This window comes from Shewanella sp. 2_MG-2023 (assembly GCF_030548905.1).
GTDB classification, from domain to species: domain Bacteria; phylum Pseudomonadota; class Gammaproteobacteria; order Enterobacterales; family Shewanellaceae; genus Shewanella; species Shewanella electrodiphila.
Map to the genome: position 1 here is coordinate 159274 of NZ_JAUOSO010000001.1, position 18201 is coordinate 177474.

The window sequence follows — 18201 nt, forward strand, 5'->3', positions numbered from 1 at the left end:
TTGTATCTGACCTAATTCTATATCGCAAACACTGAAGGAATGCGCTTTATTACCTATATAGTAACAAATAAAACAAAAATGCCAGAGCATCGCTCTGGCATTTTTAATTTGTATTTAGTTAAGTCAGTTAACCCCGACTAAACAATGATGTTCAAGCTAATAAATCAATTAGCTGCAGATACTGCATCGGCAATACTTTGAGCTTGAGTCTGCGTCATATCTTCACAAGTTGATTCAACCATAACGCGAATTAACGGCTCTGTGCCTGATTTTCGTAACAAGACGCGGCCATTATCACCCATTACAACCTCAGCAGCTTTAACAGCTGCTTGAACCTGCTCAGATGCAATAATTTCATCAGCGTTATCTGCTTTAAGACGCACGTTAATCAAGATTTGCGGCAGTTTAGTCATCCCAGATTTGACTTCAGATAAGTTTTTACCTGAATCAATCAAAGCATTTAACACTTGAAGCGAAGCAACAATACCATCACCTGTGGTGGTGTGTTTAAGGCTTAATATATGGCCTGAACCTTCACCACCTAAAAGCCAACCGGTATTTTTAAGTTGCTCAACAACATAACGATCGCCAACTTTTGCACGAACAAAAGGAATATCCATTTCTTTAAGTGCTAACTCTAGCCCTAAGTTCGACATTAATGTACCAACGACACCGCCACTTAGTTCACCAGAAGTTTTAGCCGCTTGTGCCAAGATAAATAATATCTCATCACCGTCTACAGCGTGACCATTGTGATCAACAAACAACACCCTGTCGGCATCACCATCAAGAGCAATGCCCAAATCAGCTTCATGAACCATGACAGCAGTTTGAAGACTATCTAAATGGGTTGCACCACAACGTTCATTAATATTTAAACCATCAGGCTTATCATTGATACTAATCACTTCAGCGCCAAGTTCAGCATACACTTCTTTAGCAATGTGGTATGCCGCGCCATTAGCTGAATCCACCACTATCTTGAGGCCCATTAATGACTTGTTTTTATCAAACGTGCCTTTACAGAATTCAATATAACGCCCAGCAGCATCGCTGATCCTACGTACTTTACCTAGCTTTGCAGAATCTACACACGTCATGGCGCCGTGATTAATCGCTTGATCTAGTAAATGCTCAATTTCTAACTCTTGCGCATCATTAAGCTTAGTGCCTGAATTTGAGAACAGCTTAATGCCATTGTCATAATAAGGGTTGTGCGATGCACTAATCACTACTCCTGCGTCAGCACGGAACGTTGAAGTTAAATATGCAATCGCAGGTGTCGGCATAGGCCCAACTAACGCACAATTAATACCAGCTGCCGAAAAGCCAGCTTGCATTGCCGTTTCAAGCATATAACCACTAATACGGGTATCTTTACCAATAATCACTTCTTTGGTACCAGCAGAGGCTAAAACCGTACCTGCCGCCCAACCTAACTTCATCGCAAACGATGGGTTAATCGGAAACTCACCCACTTTGCCACGCACCCCATCGGTGCCAAAATACTTACGAGACATTATCACTCCATTAAAAACTACAAGCTCATGGCCGACTGCTGATGGCACTTAACACATAGCTAACAGCTCACAGCTCTTTTAAAAAATCGAATGCTTTGATTCACTGTGGCTAAGTTTACCTAATTTTTAGCCAAGTTTAACCATATTTATTGACAGGACATCATTGAGTTCGAGTTATGTCGCACAAATTTAATTTCAGTGACCGACGTAGCATTAGCTAAACAACTTATCTGTTGCTAACTTTAGAGTAACCTGAGCATGGCTAAACACTATTATACAGGTCTTGCTAATGCCAGCTGCTTTATAGGCGAAGTTACAAAAGGCGCTGACATTAAGACTTAAGATGAGATTTTTTGAGGTGATGTGCTGTTAGCTGTTAGCTGTTAGCTGTTAGTAATAAAATAACTTACTTCCCATAATGCAGATTCATTATGGGAATAGAATTAAACACATCAAAATCCATCGACATATCACTTCACAGTGATGTAGTGATTAGCAATTAAATAGTTAATCACTTGCTTGGCGCAGGATTCAATGTCTTTTTCGGCCGTTTTAACGTGGATTTCAGGCGTTAAAGGGATGTCATAATCCGAGTCGATACCTGTGAAGTGTTTAATCTCGCCTGCTCGTGCTTTTTTATAAAGCCCTTTAGGGTCTCGCTGCTCGCAAATTGCAATAGGCGTATCAATAAAAACTTCAATAAATTGTCCTTGATTAAGCTGCGCTCGCACCATTTCTCTGTCTTGTAAAAATGGCGAGATAAATGCTGTAGAAACAATCAACCCAGCATCCACAAATAGCTTTGACACTTCACCAATACGACGAATATTTTCAACTCGGTCAGTATCACTAAAACCTAAATCGCCATTTAAGCCATGACGAACGTTATCACCATCTAACACATAGGTTTTACAGCCCAAATCATAGAGCATTTTATCTACAGCATTGGCAACGGTAGATTTACCTGAGCCACTTAATCCTGTAAACCACAACACCGCAGCGCTATGTCCATTGAGCTTGGCGCGTTCATCATTGCTAACACTAGTAAGGTGCCAGACAACATCGGTTGATTTTTCAGCGCTAACGTCAATAGACTGATAAGGCGTTTGTGACATGGTAAATCCTTGTAATACTTAAGTCGTTAAAAAGGAAAGAAATAAGGCACTGCCAGAATAACAATCGCGCCATAAACTATACTGACGGGCAAACCAACTTTAATAAAGTCGTTAAACTTATACTGACCGGCGTTAAACACCATCAAATTGGTTTGATATCCATAGGGGCTAATAAAACTGCCACTGGCGGCAAATGCAACCGTCATAACAAACGGTAAGACATCGACCCCAAAACCCAACGCCACACTGTACGCAATTGGAAACATCAGTGCGGCCGCAGCATTGTTAGTGACAAGTTCTGTCATAAACCAAGTTAAAAAATAAATAATAATCAAAGCTAAGTAAACATGATTACTGTCAAATCCATCACTTATCCAATCACCCAACAAGCTCACAACACCGGCATTGGCTAATGCATGAGATAACAAAATAGCCGCTGAAACAATTAACCAAATATCAATGGGCAGCCTACGCATAATTTCATTAACGCTAATCGACTGAGATAAAATAAGACAGCCAAGTAAAATCACTAACCCTTGAAATAATTCAACCCATCCCAAAGCCGCTAACGCAACAGTAGAAACAAAACCTCCCACCGCTAACCACGCCCGCCAGCCATTTAATCTAACTTCAGTTTCAACACCACTCAAAAAGATAAAGTTTTTACTGATATTACGGCGAGATTTAAAATCTTCACCGACAGCAAGTACTAAAAAATCACCCGCTTTAATGCACACTTCACCTAACTTACCCGACACTTGCTCACCATCACGTCTAATCGCAACAACAGCAGCATCGAACAAGGCTCTGAAGCCAACATGTTTAAGTGTTTTTCTAATTAAAATACTTTCAGGTCGAACAACGACTTCAGTCAAATTGGCCGTTGTCAGTTCATTTTGATGGGCAAAAGTTTTAAGGCCTGAGAACTGAGCTAGTTGTTCAACTTTAGTTATGTCACCTGAAAAAATTAATCTGTCATCTTGCCTGAGTATTTCACTAGGAGAAACAGGGCTGATTAAACATCCATCACGCACCACTTCCACCAAAAATAATGACTCTAAATTGCGCAAGCCATTGTTTTCGACAGTTCTTCCTATCAGCTCAGAATGCTCGGTTATTTTGGCATCAATAAAATAGCCCTTACTACAATCCGACACGGGCGCATTTTCAGGTAAAAACCTGACAGAAAATGCTAATACCCCACCACAACCAACAACCAATAAACAACCAATGGCTGTAAATGAGAAAAAAGATAACGATTGCCCTGCAGTATCCAAATAGAGACTGTTGATAATTAAATTAGTAGATGTACCAATCAGGGTTAATGTTCCCCCTAAAATGGCTGCATAGGACAAGGGCAGTAATAATCGACTAGCGAAATGGTGTGGGTTATTTCGAATCGGCGAAAGTAGTGTCGCCACGACCGCGGTATTATTTAACAAAGCAGAACTGATTGTTGTTAACGAAAACAGCCGAATAAAAGTAGCCTTGTAGCTTTTTAAAATCACTTTAGAGGCTATAAGGCGTAAGAGACGGGTTTTTTCTAATGCGAAAGAGCAAATGATCAATAACACTAAAGTGATCAACCCAGGATTAGCAATACTAGATAACAGCTGTTGCTGGGTTACTAAGCCTGAAGCCACTAGTAGTAATAAGGTTACGCCAAAAACGGCGCCAGGCCGATTCTGAAAGCGCAATAATGCCACGATAGTGGCGACAAAAATAAATACTGTAACGTAGGCTTCAAATGACATATAACAATGGTTCACGCTAAGTAAGTAAAAAAGAAATAGGACTAAAAAGCACCACATCTTAGTAAAGTATTTAGATACTATCTAGATGTGGTGGCCTCAGAGACAAGAACGCTGTATTGGTACCCTAAAAGAATACGGTAGTTCAAACCGCTAGCTTTAAACGGTTAATTGCCTTAAGCATTAGTCGCCTTAAACATTAGTCACCTTAAACGTTAATTGGCTTCAAACATGAAACAAATCAACGTGCTCGCACTTACCAATCACATCCATGCGAGCACTTCTATACGATCACCCTACAAGCTAGCCAATCACTTTGGCACCCCAATGCGGAAAGTGCTTACGTACTAATGCATTGAACTCAACTTCAAACTCAGAGTATTGGTGCTTTGAACTTACCTCGCCTTCAACCGCCGAGCGGATCATTGCAGCGCCCACTGTCACGTTAGTCAGCCTATCAATAATAATAAATGCGCCCGTTGAACGATTTTGGCTGTATGAGTCAAATTGAACTGGCGCTGTTAAGGTAAAATGACAGTTACCCATTTCATTGAGTGCCAGTTGTTGGGTACTTTCGGTAGCTAATGTATTAACATCAACTTTAAAGTTAAAAGCATCCACATAACCGTATACCGACTTGCTGCCCGCTTTGATTTCATACTCACGGTCTAGTTGAAGTGGTTCTTCAGCCATCCAAACAACATCAGCTTCAAGGTGGTTAGATGAATGAGGTTGATCATGGGGCCTAACAAGCATGTCTCCACGGCCAACATCAATTTCATCCTCTAAGGTAAGCGTTACTGACATACCAGCTGAGGCTTTTTCTAAGTCACCATCAAAAGTCACTATCGATTTAATTTTGCTTTCTTTACCTGATGGTAGTGCAACTATGGTGTCACCTACCCGGATTTCACCTGACGCTACAGTGCCGCAAAAACCTCTAAAGTTCAGGTTTGGGCGGTTAACATATTGAACCTGAAAACGGAAAGATGCATTGGTATCTTCAGTAATAGATACCGTATTAAGCAACTTAAGTAACGTAGAACCTGGATACCATTTCATATTGTCACTTTCGTTGACGACGTTATCGCCTTTTAAAGCAGAAATAGGCACAAAACGGATATCATCAAAGGCTAAATCTTGGGCAAACTCACGGTAATCTTTTTTAATTTTTTGATAAACAGATTGGTCATAATCAACGGCATCCATTTTATTAATCGCGATAACAACGTGCTTAATGCCTAATTGTGAACAAATAAAACTGTGTCTGCGAGTTTGAACTTGAACCCCATGGCGAGCATCAATCAAAATAATCGCTAAATCGGAAGTCGATGCGCCGGTCGCCATATTACGGGTGTACTGCTCATGGCCTGGTGTATCAGCAATGATAAATTTACGTTGCTCAGTAGCAAAATAGCGATAAGCAACATCAATGGTGATCCCTTGCTCACGCTCAGACTGCAAACCGTCAACTAATAAGGCTAAATCAAAAGCTTCATCAGTGGTATTAAAGCGCTTTGAATCTTTCTCAATGGCCGCCATTTGATCTTCAAAAATCATTTTGCTATCAAACAATAAACGACCAATTAACGTAGATTTACCGTCATCAACACTGCCACACGTTAATACTCTGAGCATGTCTTTATTTTCATGAACGTTTAGATATGCTTCGATATCAGATGCAATTAGGCTTGTGCTATCACTCATTTCTTTTCCTTAGCTATCGCCGTACATGCTGCGCAGCTTCATCAATTCTTTAGGGGTATTTAGATGGATTAAAATAGATATATTTCTGTTATTAGAAATACCCTTCCATTTTTTTCTTCTCCATTGAGCCTGCTGAGTCATTATCAATAACTCGACCTTGTCGCTCAGATGTGGTGCATAACAACATCTCTTGAATAATTTCAGGTAGAGTTGTCGCTTCTGATTCCACTGCGCCCGTTAATGGGTAACAGCCTAAAGTACGAAAACGAACCATTTTTTGTTCTACCACTTCATTAGGTTCAATTGGCATACGCTCATCATCGACCATAATCAAGGTGCCATCGCGCTCTACCACAGGGCGAGGCTTTGACAAATATAGCGATGGGATTTCAATGCCTTCAAGGTAAATGTATTGCCAGATATCCAGCTCAGTCCAGTTTGAAAGCGGAAATACACGAATACTCTCGCCTTTATCAACCTTGCCGTTATAAATGTTCCAAAGTTCTGGTCGCTGGTTTTTGGGGTCCCAGCGATGCTTACTGTCGCGGAATGAATAAACACGCTCTTTTGCGCGAGACTTTTCTTCATCACGTCTTGCACCGCCAAAAGCAGCGTCAAAGCCATGTTCATCTAGCGCTTGTTTAAGCCCTTCAGTCTTCATAATGTCGGTGTGTTTGGCACTACCATGTGTAAAGGGGCCAACATTCATCGCCACTCCGCGGGGATTCTTGTGCACAATTAAATCAAAGCCATATTTTTCGGCCATTTGATCACGAAAAGCGATCATTTCTTTAAATTTCCAGTTGGTATCGACGTGCATCAACGGGAATGGAATTTTTCCTGGGTAAAAGGCTTTTCGAGCCAAATGAAGCAATACTGAGGAGTCTTTGCCCACTGAGTACAACATCACGGGATTATCAAATTCAGCGGCGACTTCACGCATGATTTGTATCGATTCTGCTTCAAGTTGCTTTAAATGAGTCAATTGTGTCGACATATCAGTTCCAATAAACCTTCAATAATTCATATGAGAAAAAGAGACCCAAATGTCAGAGTCATCCCTTTAATAATTGTTAAGCTGAATTTACATATAATTATATTACCAGCATCAAACAATAGTAAAAGTTATTAATGAAAAGTTTAGTATAACGAAAAGGAATATAAAGGAATGAAAGGTTTGCAAAGTAACTCGCCGCGGACAGCTTGTGTCTGTAAGTGGCACAAGTGAGGCAAAATGAAGGAAGAATTATTGATGATAAGAAAGGTGGGATGAAAAACAAGCTTGATTAACTTAAATAGTGACGCTAACTCAAACAGAAAAAGTATTTACATTATATCGAATATAGCATGCTTCATTGACCGTCAAGGTCATTACTAACGCTGCAACAAAATTCGATAAAGCAACTCTCTTGGATAGCCAAAAATTTGAAAGCCTATAACTGAAAGGCTCTAACTTAAAAGCGATTAACTTGAAAGCCAACTCCTTAAAAGTTTGCAATAGAGGAGGCTATTATTCTTTGCCTATAACAACCTCACAATCAGGTAATAATTGCTGGTATTTTTCAGCCAAGGCTAGCTTAGCTTCATCATCACCATGAACAATGCGAATATGCTTAGGCTTGTGATGCATACGTTTTACAAAATTAACTAAATTAGTTTGGTCTGCATGGGCAGAATAACCACTAATGGTATAAACCCCTGCTTTAATATCGATTCTGGTATCATCAAGCACCACATACCCACCTTTAGGTCCGTAAATTTGAATATCGCGCCCCGGGGTACCTTGCGCTTGATAACCGACAAATAATACATCTGCTGTTGGCATAGCTAAAAAACGTTTTAAATAATTCATTATTCGCCCGCCACTACACATACCCGATGCCGCAATAACAATTGCAGGTTTGCTACGATTACTCAGGTAATTAATTACAGCTAAATGGTCTTTATGGCTGTCTATGGTATATAGCTGCTTAAAATCTAAGGGATGCCGGCCAGTGCTAACCACCTTTTTAGCCTCTTTATCCCATAATTTCTGGAACTCAAGGTACTTCTCGGTGAATTTAGCCGCCATGGGTGAGTCAACAACAATATCAATTTCTTGCCACATAGGGTTATCTGGGTTGCGATTAATGATTTGTTCAAATTCGTATAATAATTCTTGGGTGCGGCCAATACTAAATGCAGGTATTAAGACTACGCCATTGTCCGCCACGCATTTAGTCACGATCTGCTTGAGCAGTTCAGTGCGGTGCTTACGACCTTGATGGGTTTTATCCCCATAAGTGGACTCAATCACTAAGGTATCTGCACGATAAGGGCTACGGGGACTCGCTAATAAAGGGGTATAAGTTGCGCCTAAATCACCAGAAAATACCACTCTGTGTTTATCCTTACCCATCAAGTCAAACTCAACATACGCCGAGCCTAAAATATGTCCCGCAGGTTTAAATTTAAGCTTGATTGAAGAGACATCACACTGAGATGGCACAGCATTATTCTTGGCTGCAGGACTAGCGAAATCATTAGAATTCGCTTTAGAGTTGGAGCAATGTCTTTGACTTAAGTTGGCGTTAAGGGAAACGCTAGAATTAGTATTAAGCTTAAGGCTAGCCCACTGGCTATATTCAACTGGACGAATAAGAGACCGCAGTTTTTTCAAAAACGTTTTAATTAAGCTTTTGTCACGAGTAACACCAACTTTAAGGGCATCTTCAATTACCAAAGGTAACAAAGCTGCTGTGGCTGTTGTTGCGTATATGGGTTTATTAAAGCCTGCAGCAATGAGATACGGTATACGTCCCACATGATCAATGTGGCAATGAGTCACAATAAGCGCTTGCACAGCACTTATATCAAAATCAATCTGTAATTGCTGCGCCGAAGATTTACCAGCTGTTTCAGCCCCTTGAAACAAGCCGCAATCAATAAGATAACTTGAAACAACACCTGACTCATTCACATCTAACTGATGACATGAGCCAGTGACACCATTCACAGCGCCATGATGAAGTATCCGCATATAAAATCCATTTTATGATTTAGATACCATTAACTTAACATAAATAAGTTATAAAACGATATGTGCTTAATAAAGTAATGCCTTAAAAGTTCCCTTCTATATTTCCCCTTATCAAATACACATAAAAAAGCCCTGAGTGTCAACTCAAGGCTTATTAATTAAAGCTAACAGACGAATTAACTATTCAGCATAACCATTAGGATTCAATGACTGCCATTTCCAACTGCTATTAACCATATCGTCAAGATTATGTGTCGCAGTCCAATTTAACTCTGCTTTGGCTTTTGTAGGGTCAGCATAACAAGCACCTATATCACCAGGGCGACGAGCTACGATATCGAAATTAATGACTTTATCAGAAGCTTTTTCAAAAGCTTTGACCATATCTAAAACACTATAACCTTGGCCTGTCCCCAAATTATAGGTAACTAAGCCACTACTGGTTTTTAACTTCTCTAATGCCTTTAAATGCCCAACAGCTAAATCAACAACATGAATATAATCCCTAACGCCAGTACCGTCTGGTGTTGCATAATCATCACCAAACACCATTAGCTTTTCTCTTTTACCTATGGCAACTTGAGAGATAAATGGCATTAAATTATTCGGTATATCATTTGGGTCTTCACCAATCAAACCACTCTCATGAGCACCGACTGGGTTAAAATATCGTAGACATGCGATATTCCAGCTAGGATCTGAATGATGTAAATCGGCAAGTACATGCTCAACGACTAATTTAGATTGACCATAAGGATTAGTTGCTGAAGTAGGGAAAGACTCTAAAATAGGCAAACTCGCAGGGTCACCATAAACCGTTGCAGAAGAACTAAACACCAAATTCTTTATACCAAACTCAGCCATGACTTCGCATAAAACGATGGTACCTGTGACGTTGTTGGTATAATACTTTAATGGCTGTTCAACAGATTCACCTACTGCTTTTAGCCCTGCAAAATGAATAATGGCTTCAATATCATTTTCACTGAATATTTTTCGCAATAATGCTTTATCTAAAATATCACCTTCATAGAAAGTAACTTGCTGTGCTGTAATGCTTTTAACACGGTATAAACTTTCTAAACTTGAATTAGATAAATTATCAATAACAACAACATCTGTACCGATTTTTAGTAATTCTACAATCGTATGGCTACCAATATAACCTGCACCACCAGTTACAAGAACAGACATTACTCACAACCCTTAACCAAACTTGTTACTTCAGCTAAAAAGTCACTTCCGAGTTTTTTATCTCTTAGGCCATATTCAACAAAGGCTTTCATGTAACCCAGTTTGTCGCCGCAATCATGTGATTTACCGGTCATATTGAACGCTTCAACTGTATCTTGTTCAATTAGCATATCAATCGCATCTGTTAACTGAATTTCGTCACCCGCGCCCGCTGGTGTTTTAGCTAATAGATTCCAGATTTTTTCAGATAGCACATAACGACCAACAACAGCTAAGTTTGATGGAGCAGTCCCAATGGCAGGCTTTTCAACCATAGCTTTGATTTTAGCTGAATCACCTGGGGCGATTTCTTCACCATTACAATCTGCAATACCGTATTTGTTCACTTCATTATCTGGTACTGGCGCAACCATAATCTGACTAGCAAAACTGGTATGGTAACGTGCCATCATCGCAGCTAAATTTTCAGTTTTTTGGTTTGCTGTATATTCATCTAAAATAACATCAGGCAATACCACTGCAAAAGGTTCATTACCGATACAAGGTTTAGCACACAACACTGCATGCCCTAGGCCTTTAGCCTCACCTTGACGAACACTGATGACAGAAACGTCTTTGGGACAAATTGATTGTACTTCTTCTAACAGCTGACGTTTAACACGCTTTTCAAGCGTTGATTCAAGCTCGTAAGATTTATCAAAGTGGTTTTCAATGGCATTTTTACTGGCATGGGTAACCAGTACAATTTCTTTAACGCCAGCAGCTACACACTCATTAACGATATACTGAATAAGCGGCTTGTCCACGATAGGAAGCATTTCTTTTGGAATCGCTTTAGTTGCAGGAAGCATACGTGTGCCAAGGCCTGCAACGGGAATAACAACTTTCATGAAAAACCTTATTTAATTAGGTGACTGAAAAACAATGATAAAAATATACTAGACTAAATTAACCACATTTTGAACAGCTGGTTTGTTTTTTTCTGTTTGCTGATAAAGCAAATCACAAATACCATCCGTTGGCGCAAAACCTGTTGGCGTGGTTAATAAAATGTCTCGTATTGTGGCATGGTCAAAAGCATGACAAGCGGAATCTAAGCGCTCAAGAATTTTCGAATACTCTGCCCATGAGAGATAAAGCTCATTGGCTGTCATAATCCGCTCATGCTCTGTGCCCGTAACGTCATCACCAATAAGCAATTCTTCATAGAGCTTTTCACCAGGGCGTAATCCACTATATTCAATCGCTATTTCGCCTTCTGGGTTAAACTCATCACGGACATCAAAACCACTCAGTCGGATCATTTTACTGGCTAAATCGATAATTTTGACTGATTTACCCATATCCAATACAAATACATCACCGCCTTTACCCATTGCACCAGCCTGAATAACAAGCTGCGAAGCTTCAGGAATGGTCATAAAGAAACGGGTGATTTCTGGGTGAGTCACAGTAACTGGACCGCCATTAGCAATTTGCGTTCTAAAAAGCGGCACTACTGAGCCAGATGACCCTAAAACATTACCAAATCGAACCATACAAAAACGAGTTTGATGCTTCTCTTTTGAAAAAGCTTGTAACACAAGCTCTGCCATACGCTTGGTCGTGCCCATAACATTAGTTGGACGTACTGCTTTATCAGTTGACACTAAAACAAAGGTTTCGACTTTGGCTGCAATAGCCGCTCTTGCGGTATACAGGGTGCCAAAAACGTTATTTCGAATCCCTTCAACAACATTGTGCTCAACCAGTGGCACATGCTTATAAGCCGCTGCGTGATAAACCGTTTGAACACCAAAAGATTCCATAATCGCTTGGACACGATTCTCACGCTGAACCGAGCCCATCATCGGCAAAATGCGTACATTGAGGCCAAGCTCTTTTGCTGTAGCAGATAGCTCTCTTTCAATGGCATAAAGCGAATATTCAGACAGTTCGAATAAAACTAACTTTTTTGGTGATTTTTTTAAAATTTGACGACATAATTCTGAGCCGATAGAGCCGCCAGCACCAGTCACCATAACCACTTTATCGGTAATATTGGCGATTAATAAATCTTGTCTAGGCGCGACCGAATCACGCCCTAATAAATCATCAATTTCAACTTCTTTAATATCACTATAAAGTTTATTACCACTTACCAGATCGGCCATTGCAGGAATGGTTAACACCTGAGTAGATAGCGACTCTAAACGATTAAGAATGTCTTTACGTTTGGCTCTGGTTGCACTGGGTATTGCAAGCAACACTTTGGTTGCTGCTTTTTGAGTGATGAGTTTACGTATGATTGAGGGTGAATGAACGTGGACACCTTGGATTACACTGCCATGTAGCGCTTCATCATCATCGACGAAAGCGTAAGGATAATATTCATGGCTTAGCACCAAAGAGTTCAGTAATTGACGACCACTGACCCCTGCACCATAAATAATCACTGGCTCACCGTTACGTTTAATACCTGAGCCAACTAAAGAACGAACAAGTGCACGCGTTCCCCCTACAAACACCAAAGCGAACATGGCATATATGATAGGAACAGTGCGAGGCAGATGCGCTTCAGTAAAATAAGAGACGAACACTAAAGTGACAGTTGACGCGACAATACCAAGTAAAATAGCCGTTATTGCTTGTAAGCTCATATAACGCAATACCGCGCGGTACAAACCAAGCTTGGCGAACGCTAAAATGCTGAAAGGAATACTTGTAGCAACCAAAGCCCAGTAATGCCCATTAAGCAACACACTGACATCATCAACTCTGACTAATAACGCAGCCCAAAAGGCAAAGCTTAGAAAAACAGTGTCAATTGCGATACTCACTAAACGTTTTTGACTACGCTCTAAACGAAACAACTTTTGCAAAAAATCCATTTTCCGCTCCATAAACTTAAAAATCATAGTGTATTACTTCTTTAAATACGAACGCCTCACCACTATACCATTTACAGGGAAATATGAGTAATGCGTACAACTAGCTTAGGATATTATATGTGAGAGCATGAAAGAACACGAAGAAAAAACTTAACTTGTGCACTACTCTGGAATTGTAGGAATAAATGTGAACAAAAAACCAATGAGACACATTTTTATCGACATTGTTGATAATGAGACAGAAAAAATTAGCGCTATTATAAGTAAATCAATATTCTAGCGCTAAAATCATAATAGATAGATGGTCATATTCAGCCGGCACAAAGAATATTAATCAGAACCGAATAAATCGCGAGTGTACACTTTATCCGCAACATCACGAATTTCATCAACCATACGGTTTGACACAATCACATCACAACTCGCTTTAAACTCTTCAAGAGATTTAATGACTTTAGAGTGGAAGAACTCATCTTCTTCTAAAACAGGTTCATAAACAATCACTTCAATGCCTTTTGCCTTTAAGCGCTTCATGATCCCCTGAATACTCGATGCTCTAAAATTGTCAGAACCTGACTTCATTATTAGGCGATAAATACCTACTCGGTTAGGGTTACGCTTTAAAATTGACTCCGCTACAAAATCTTTACGAGTCGTATTAGATTCAACAATGGCACTAATGATGTTGTTAGGTACATCTGCATAGTTAGCCCGCAATTGTTTCGTGTCTTTAGGCAAGCAATAACCACCATAACCAAATGACGGATTATTATAATGATTACCGATACGAGGGTCCAAACCAACCCCTTCGATTATCTGGCGAGCATTTAGACCATGCGATTCAGCGTAAGAATCAAGCTCGTTGAAGTAAGCCACACGAAGAGCTAAATAAGTGTTTGAAAATAATTTAACTGCTTCGGCTTCTGTTGAGTCAGTAAACAATACTTCTATGTTTTCTTTTACTGCACCTTGCACCAATAGGTTCGCAAACACTTGAGCACGTTCTGAACGCTCACCTACAATAATACGGGATGGGTGCAAGTTGTCATATAAAGCACGACCTTCACGCAAAAACTCTGGTGAAAAGATTAAATTATCACAACCTAGCTCGTCTTTAATGCGAGCAGTATAACCGACAGGTACAGTCGACTTTATAACCATTACTGCCGAAGGATTTATTGCCATTACATCTTTTATTACCGCCTCAACAGATGATGTGTTGAAATAATTTGTTTCAGCATCATAATCTGTAGGAGTTGCAATGATTACATACTCTGCATCTTTATACGCGATTTCTTTATCAAGAGTAGCTTTAAAATTAAGAGATTTATTAGCTAAGAAATCTTCAATTTCTATATCAACAATCGGGGCTTTTTTTTCATTGAGCATCTTAACTTTTTCAGAAACGATATCAACCGCAACAACTTGATGATTTTGCGCCAAAAGCATTGCGTTTGATAAACCGACGTAACCTGTACCAGCAACTGCAACTTTCATTATTATTTATCTTCCAACTAGAAACTATTTACGCTTTACAGCGTCACCTGAACCACTGCCTGTAACAGTCATCATAATATACTTGAAGTAATCTTTAACCGTTAGACTGTCAATCATCTGTTTATCAGTTTTAGCTAACAAAGCAGGTGTAGACATATCAATGTTTTGAACTTGAGCTAAACCAGTAACACCTGGCAACACATTGTATACACCTAATGCATCACGCTCTTTAATTAACTCTTCTTGGTTAAATAAATTTGGACGCGGACCGACTAAACTCATTTCACCTTTAACCACATTAATAAGTTGCGGCAATTCATCAATCTTAGTTTTACGCAGAAAACTACCCAATTTAGTAATAGAAGCGTTATTTGCCAAATGACTAGCCACTGATTTGGTTTCAACTGACATAGTGCGAAACTTAATCAATTTAAATGGCTTTCTATTACGTCCTACACGTTCTTGAACAAAAATAGGAGAGCCTGTATCAAACAAACCAATAATAACCACAATAAGCAGAATGGGCCAAAGGAGTAATAAGCCGAAAAAAGCGGCGAGGAAGTCTATAATACGGATCATAATATGCTCTAATTATTTTTGTTTAGAAGGGCCATCGACTCTTCCATGGTATGAGGTGGTGTCCAGTCTAGTACCTTTTTCAAATTGGACGAATCAACTTGTAAGTCGCCAACTAGTTGTTCAACCATCTGTGACTTACCGAGTATTCTACCTACTAATCGCATTAAACAAACTGGCACCGGAAGCTGTACTACTTTGGTTCCTAAACCTTTTGCAATTGCGTTGGTGAACTCTTTGATTGAAACTGTCACACCATCACTGGCTAAAAAGGTATGCCCTGCAGCATTAGGGTGATTGGCGCAAGTAATCAATAAGTCAGCTAAATTATGAACAGAAATAAAATCTCTTCGATTATTAGTTAAGCCGAAAGGTAAAATTGGACTTTTGTTAACTAATTTAGTTAATGAACCAAAGTTGCCAGGAGCGTTAGCACCGTATACTAATGTAGGTCTGACGATAACAAGTTCCATCCCACTATCTTCTGCTATTTTCTTCAAACCATTTTCAGCATCATACTTTGATTTTGCGTAATCATTATGTGGGACTGGTGGCGTATTCTCAGAAAAAGAAATACCTTTGGTGTAGGTTCCATTAACCCCAATTGAACTAACAAAAACAAAACGAGAGACACCAGCTTCAGCAGCAGCTTTTGCAAGACACAACGTCCCATCTACATTTATACGTTGATAGTCAATATTTGAAAAAGCATTTGAGTGTGCAAGTCCGGCTAAATGAATAACTTTAGTTACTCCAATAAAAGCCTTATCCCAAGATGTGGTACTGTCAAGCTGATTAATTATAAATGGAGAACGCAAAGGAAGTAATTCATTATTTCGAATAACAACTTTGAAATCATCACCTAATCTTAGAAGTCTTGAACCAATAAATCCTGTAGCCCCAGTTAACAACGTGCTCACGATTCCCCCCTCTTTTTTATGGCATTAAACACATAAGAACTATAACAAAATAATCGTTTGGGAACTGATATACTCGTAACACTCATATAGACTTGAAAGGTGACCCACAACATTTTGATTTTATTACTACTTACACTGCCATTTCTCACTCGGTATTTAACTAGTGGAATATCAATTCCGTGAGATAAATAACCACATCCCAATAGTTCAATCCAAAGTTTTAAATCCTGTCGAGCACGGATATGACTAAATCTTACCCTATGTTTGACTAAGTCTAAGTCAATCATCGCCGTTGAGGTTCCAATTTCTGTATGCTTAAGATTATGTTCTAAATCGACAATTTTGTTAGCTTTGACTCTTCCTGGTCTTTTGTCCCCTAGCTCATTAATAAATGAGAATGACGTATGACAAATAGGGGCTCTAATACTGATCATATAGTCAATTTGAGTCTCAAGCTTAGTTGATTCCCAAATGTCATCTGAATCTAAAAAAGCAATAAACCTCCCTTTAGCTGTATCAAGTCCAATATTTCTACTTGCACCCGCCCCTTTATTAACTTCAGACAAGACCAATATAATTCTAGGATCTGTTGCACAAATATTAATTAATATATTCACTGTATTATCAGTAGAAGCATCATCAACAATAATTAGTTCCCAATCTTTATAAGTTTGGCTTAAAACGCTTTCAATTGTCTCTTGTACAATATTACCTACATTATACGTAGGCATAATAATTGAAACTTTACTATTTTTTTTTGTCACGATTATCAATCCACACATTAAAAGCTAAAGGACGCACATATTATTTATTATTAACAAATAAAAAAGCTTTAAGAAACAAAAAACCTATTTTTTGACTTTCTTCAATAAGAGCAAAAGAGGGCTAAGACCTAAATATAAAATAATTGAGAAAACTTTTGTTTTAAGTGGGAAGTGGAAAAGTAAAAAGAAAGTTTTTAAGTAACTAACACTATATTTACTCTTAAGGTAACTTATTTCTTTTATATAATTAAGAGTACTACCATTATTTAGATTACTAAGAAATATAAGTTTAGACATATTTATAAACCTGAACAACTTAAATTCATGAGAAAAACCTTCTCCATTATTGACTAAAGTATCCCCATTATATATTTCATCTATTTTCATGCAACCATAGGATGCTGAGTACTTTTTAGAAGAATTTTCAAATGAAGATAAAGAACCTAATCTTTGTCTATAAAAATAAATCGATGTTGAGGAAAAACCACTTCGTAAATCACCAGTAAATTGCAACCTAGTTAGTGAAGTTTCACCTTGTAAAAAGCTATAATTGTATTTATCAAGTACAGACTTTTTAGTCATCCTCGACCAAGATGAATATGGTAAAGATAACGCTCTTTTTAAATTATCTTTATTGAAAAGAAAATCATCTTTAAAAACACGATACTCACTATCAATAGGACGACCGTCCTCGTCAACAGATATCACATTTGATAAAACCATTTCCAAATTATTATCAATAGCAAGCTCATACAAACCTTTCAAAAATCCAGGTGAAATATAATCATCTGAATCAATGTTAATTATAAAGTCCCCAGTAGCCAGCTTAAAAGCATCCTGTCTAGCTTGCATCTCACCTTGATTTAATTTTTTATTTATATATTTGAATCGACTATCTACTTCTAAATACTTAATTATTATATCATGTGAATTATCGGGAGAAGCATCATTAACTACGATAAACTCACAATCAATTAAAGTTTGCGCGCACAAACTTTTTAAAAATACATCTAAAAACTTTTCAACCCCATAGACAGGAATTAAAACACTTACTTTCATTGAAGTCACCACTAGAATATTTTACTGAACTTTATAAATCTTACTATTACATTTATCAGTAAGAATCGAATTATAGTAGAGCAATCACTACTACTAAAAGATCATGTGAAACATAATCATAACAAATAAGGTAAAAGGTAAAAGGTAAAAGGTAAAAGGTAAAAGGTAAAAGGTATAAATGATAAAAGAAAGTCCGTAAAAGTCTATTA

14 protein-coding genes are annotated in these 18201 nt (G+C 38.5%); all 14 read right to left on the reverse strand.

Features of this window, described 5'->3' with window-relative positions; genetic code table 11:
- Window positions 1-164: 164 nt before the first annotated feature.
- The 14 genes from glmM to Q4600_RS00695 all read right to left on the reverse strand — a co-directional run bounded on the left by glmM (window position 165) and on the right by Q4600_RS00695 (window position 17992).
- Window positions 165-1520 carry a phosphoglucosamine mutase gene (gene glmM, locus Q4600_RS00630; RefSeq protein ID WP_102529195.1) on the reverse strand — a complete coding sequence of 452 codons (1356 nt, stop codon included), beginning with the start codon at window positions 1518-1520 and terminating at the stop codon, window positions 165-167.
- Between the two features lie 470 nt (window positions 1521-1990).
- Window positions 1991-2635, reverse strand: coding sequence for an adenylyl-sulfate kinase (gene cysC, locus Q4600_RS00635; protein ID WP_303512692.1), 645 nt, complete (start codon window positions 2633-2635; stop codon window positions 1991-1993).
- Between the two features lie 26 nt (window positions 2636-2661).
- Complete coding sequence (locus Q4600_RS00640; protein ID WP_102529181.1) at window positions 2662-4389, reverse strand: SLC13 family permease; 1728 nt, start codon at window positions 4387-4389, stop codon at window positions 2662-2664.
- A 300-nt stretch (window positions 4390-4689) separates the two neighbouring features.
- Window positions 4690-6093 (reverse strand): sulfate adenylyltransferase subunit CysN, encoded by a 1404-nt coding sequence (gene cysN, locus Q4600_RS00645; protein WP_303512689.1) that lies wholly within the window; start codon window positions 6091-6093, stop codon window positions 4690-4692.
- Window positions 6094-6184: 91 nt separating this feature from the next.
- Complete coding sequence (cysD, locus tag Q4600_RS00650) at window positions 6185-7090, reverse strand: sulfate adenylyltransferase subunit CysD (protein WP_303512686.1); 906 nt, start codon at window positions 7088-7090, stop codon at window positions 6185-6187.
- A 513-nt stretch (window positions 7091-7603) separates the two neighbouring features.
- Complete coding sequence (locus Q4600_RS00655) at window positions 7604-9112, reverse strand: MBL fold metallo-hydrolase RNA specificity domain-containing protein (RefSeq protein ID WP_303512684.1); 1509 nt, start codon at window positions 9110-9112, stop codon at window positions 7604-7606.
- Window positions 9113-9292: 180 nt separating this feature from the next.
- On the reverse strand, window positions 9293-10306 hold the full coding sequence (gene galE / locus Q4600_RS00660; RefSeq protein ID WP_303512681.1) for a UDP-glucose 4-epimerase GalE: 1014 nt from the start codon (window positions 10304-10306) through the stop codon (window positions 9293-9295).
- Window positions 10306-11196 carry a UTP--glucose-1-phosphate uridylyltransferase GalU gene (galU, locus tag Q4600_RS00665; RefSeq protein ID WP_303501493.1) on the reverse strand — a complete coding sequence of 297 codons (891 nt, stop codon included), beginning with the start codon at window positions 11194-11196 and terminating at the stop codon, window positions 10306-10308. Before galU ends, galE begins: the two co-directional genes overlap by 1 nt.
- A gap of 48 nt (window positions 11197-11244) precedes the next feature.
- Entirely contained in the window at window positions 11245-13176 is a 1932-nt protein-coding gene (locus Q4600_RS00670; RefSeq protein ID WP_303512678.1) for a nucleoside-diphosphate sugar epimerase/dehydratase, read from the reverse strand.
- A 330-nt stretch (window positions 13177-13506) separates the two neighbouring features.
- Entirely contained in the window at window positions 13507-14673 is a 1167-nt protein-coding gene (locus Q4600_RS00675) for a nucleotide sugar dehydrogenase (protein ID WP_303512675.1), read from the reverse strand.
- A gap of 24 nt (window positions 14674-14697) precedes the next feature.
- On the reverse strand, window positions 14698-15252 hold the full coding sequence (locus Q4600_RS00680; protein WP_303512673.1) for a sugar transferase: 555 nt from the start codon (window positions 15250-15252) through the stop codon (window positions 14698-14700).
- Window positions 15253-15260: 8 nt separating this feature from the next.
- Window positions 15261-16169 (reverse strand): NAD-dependent epimerase/dehydratase family protein, encoded by a 909-nt coding sequence (locus Q4600_RS00685; protein WP_303512670.1) that lies wholly within the window; start codon window positions 16167-16169, stop codon window positions 15261-15263.
- On the reverse strand, window positions 16166-16933 hold the full coding sequence (locus Q4600_RS00690; RefSeq protein ID WP_303512668.1) for a glycosyltransferase: 768 nt from the start codon (window positions 16931-16933) through the stop codon (window positions 16166-16168). Before Q4600_RS00690 ends, Q4600_RS00685 begins: the two co-directional genes overlap by 4 nt.
- An 84-nt stretch (window positions 16934-17017) precedes the next feature.
- Window positions 17018-17992, reverse strand: coding sequence for a glycosyltransferase family 2 protein (locus Q4600_RS00695; protein ID WP_303512663.1), 975 nt, complete (start codon window positions 17990-17992; stop codon window positions 17018-17020).
- Window positions 17993-18201: the final 209 nt, after the last annotated feature.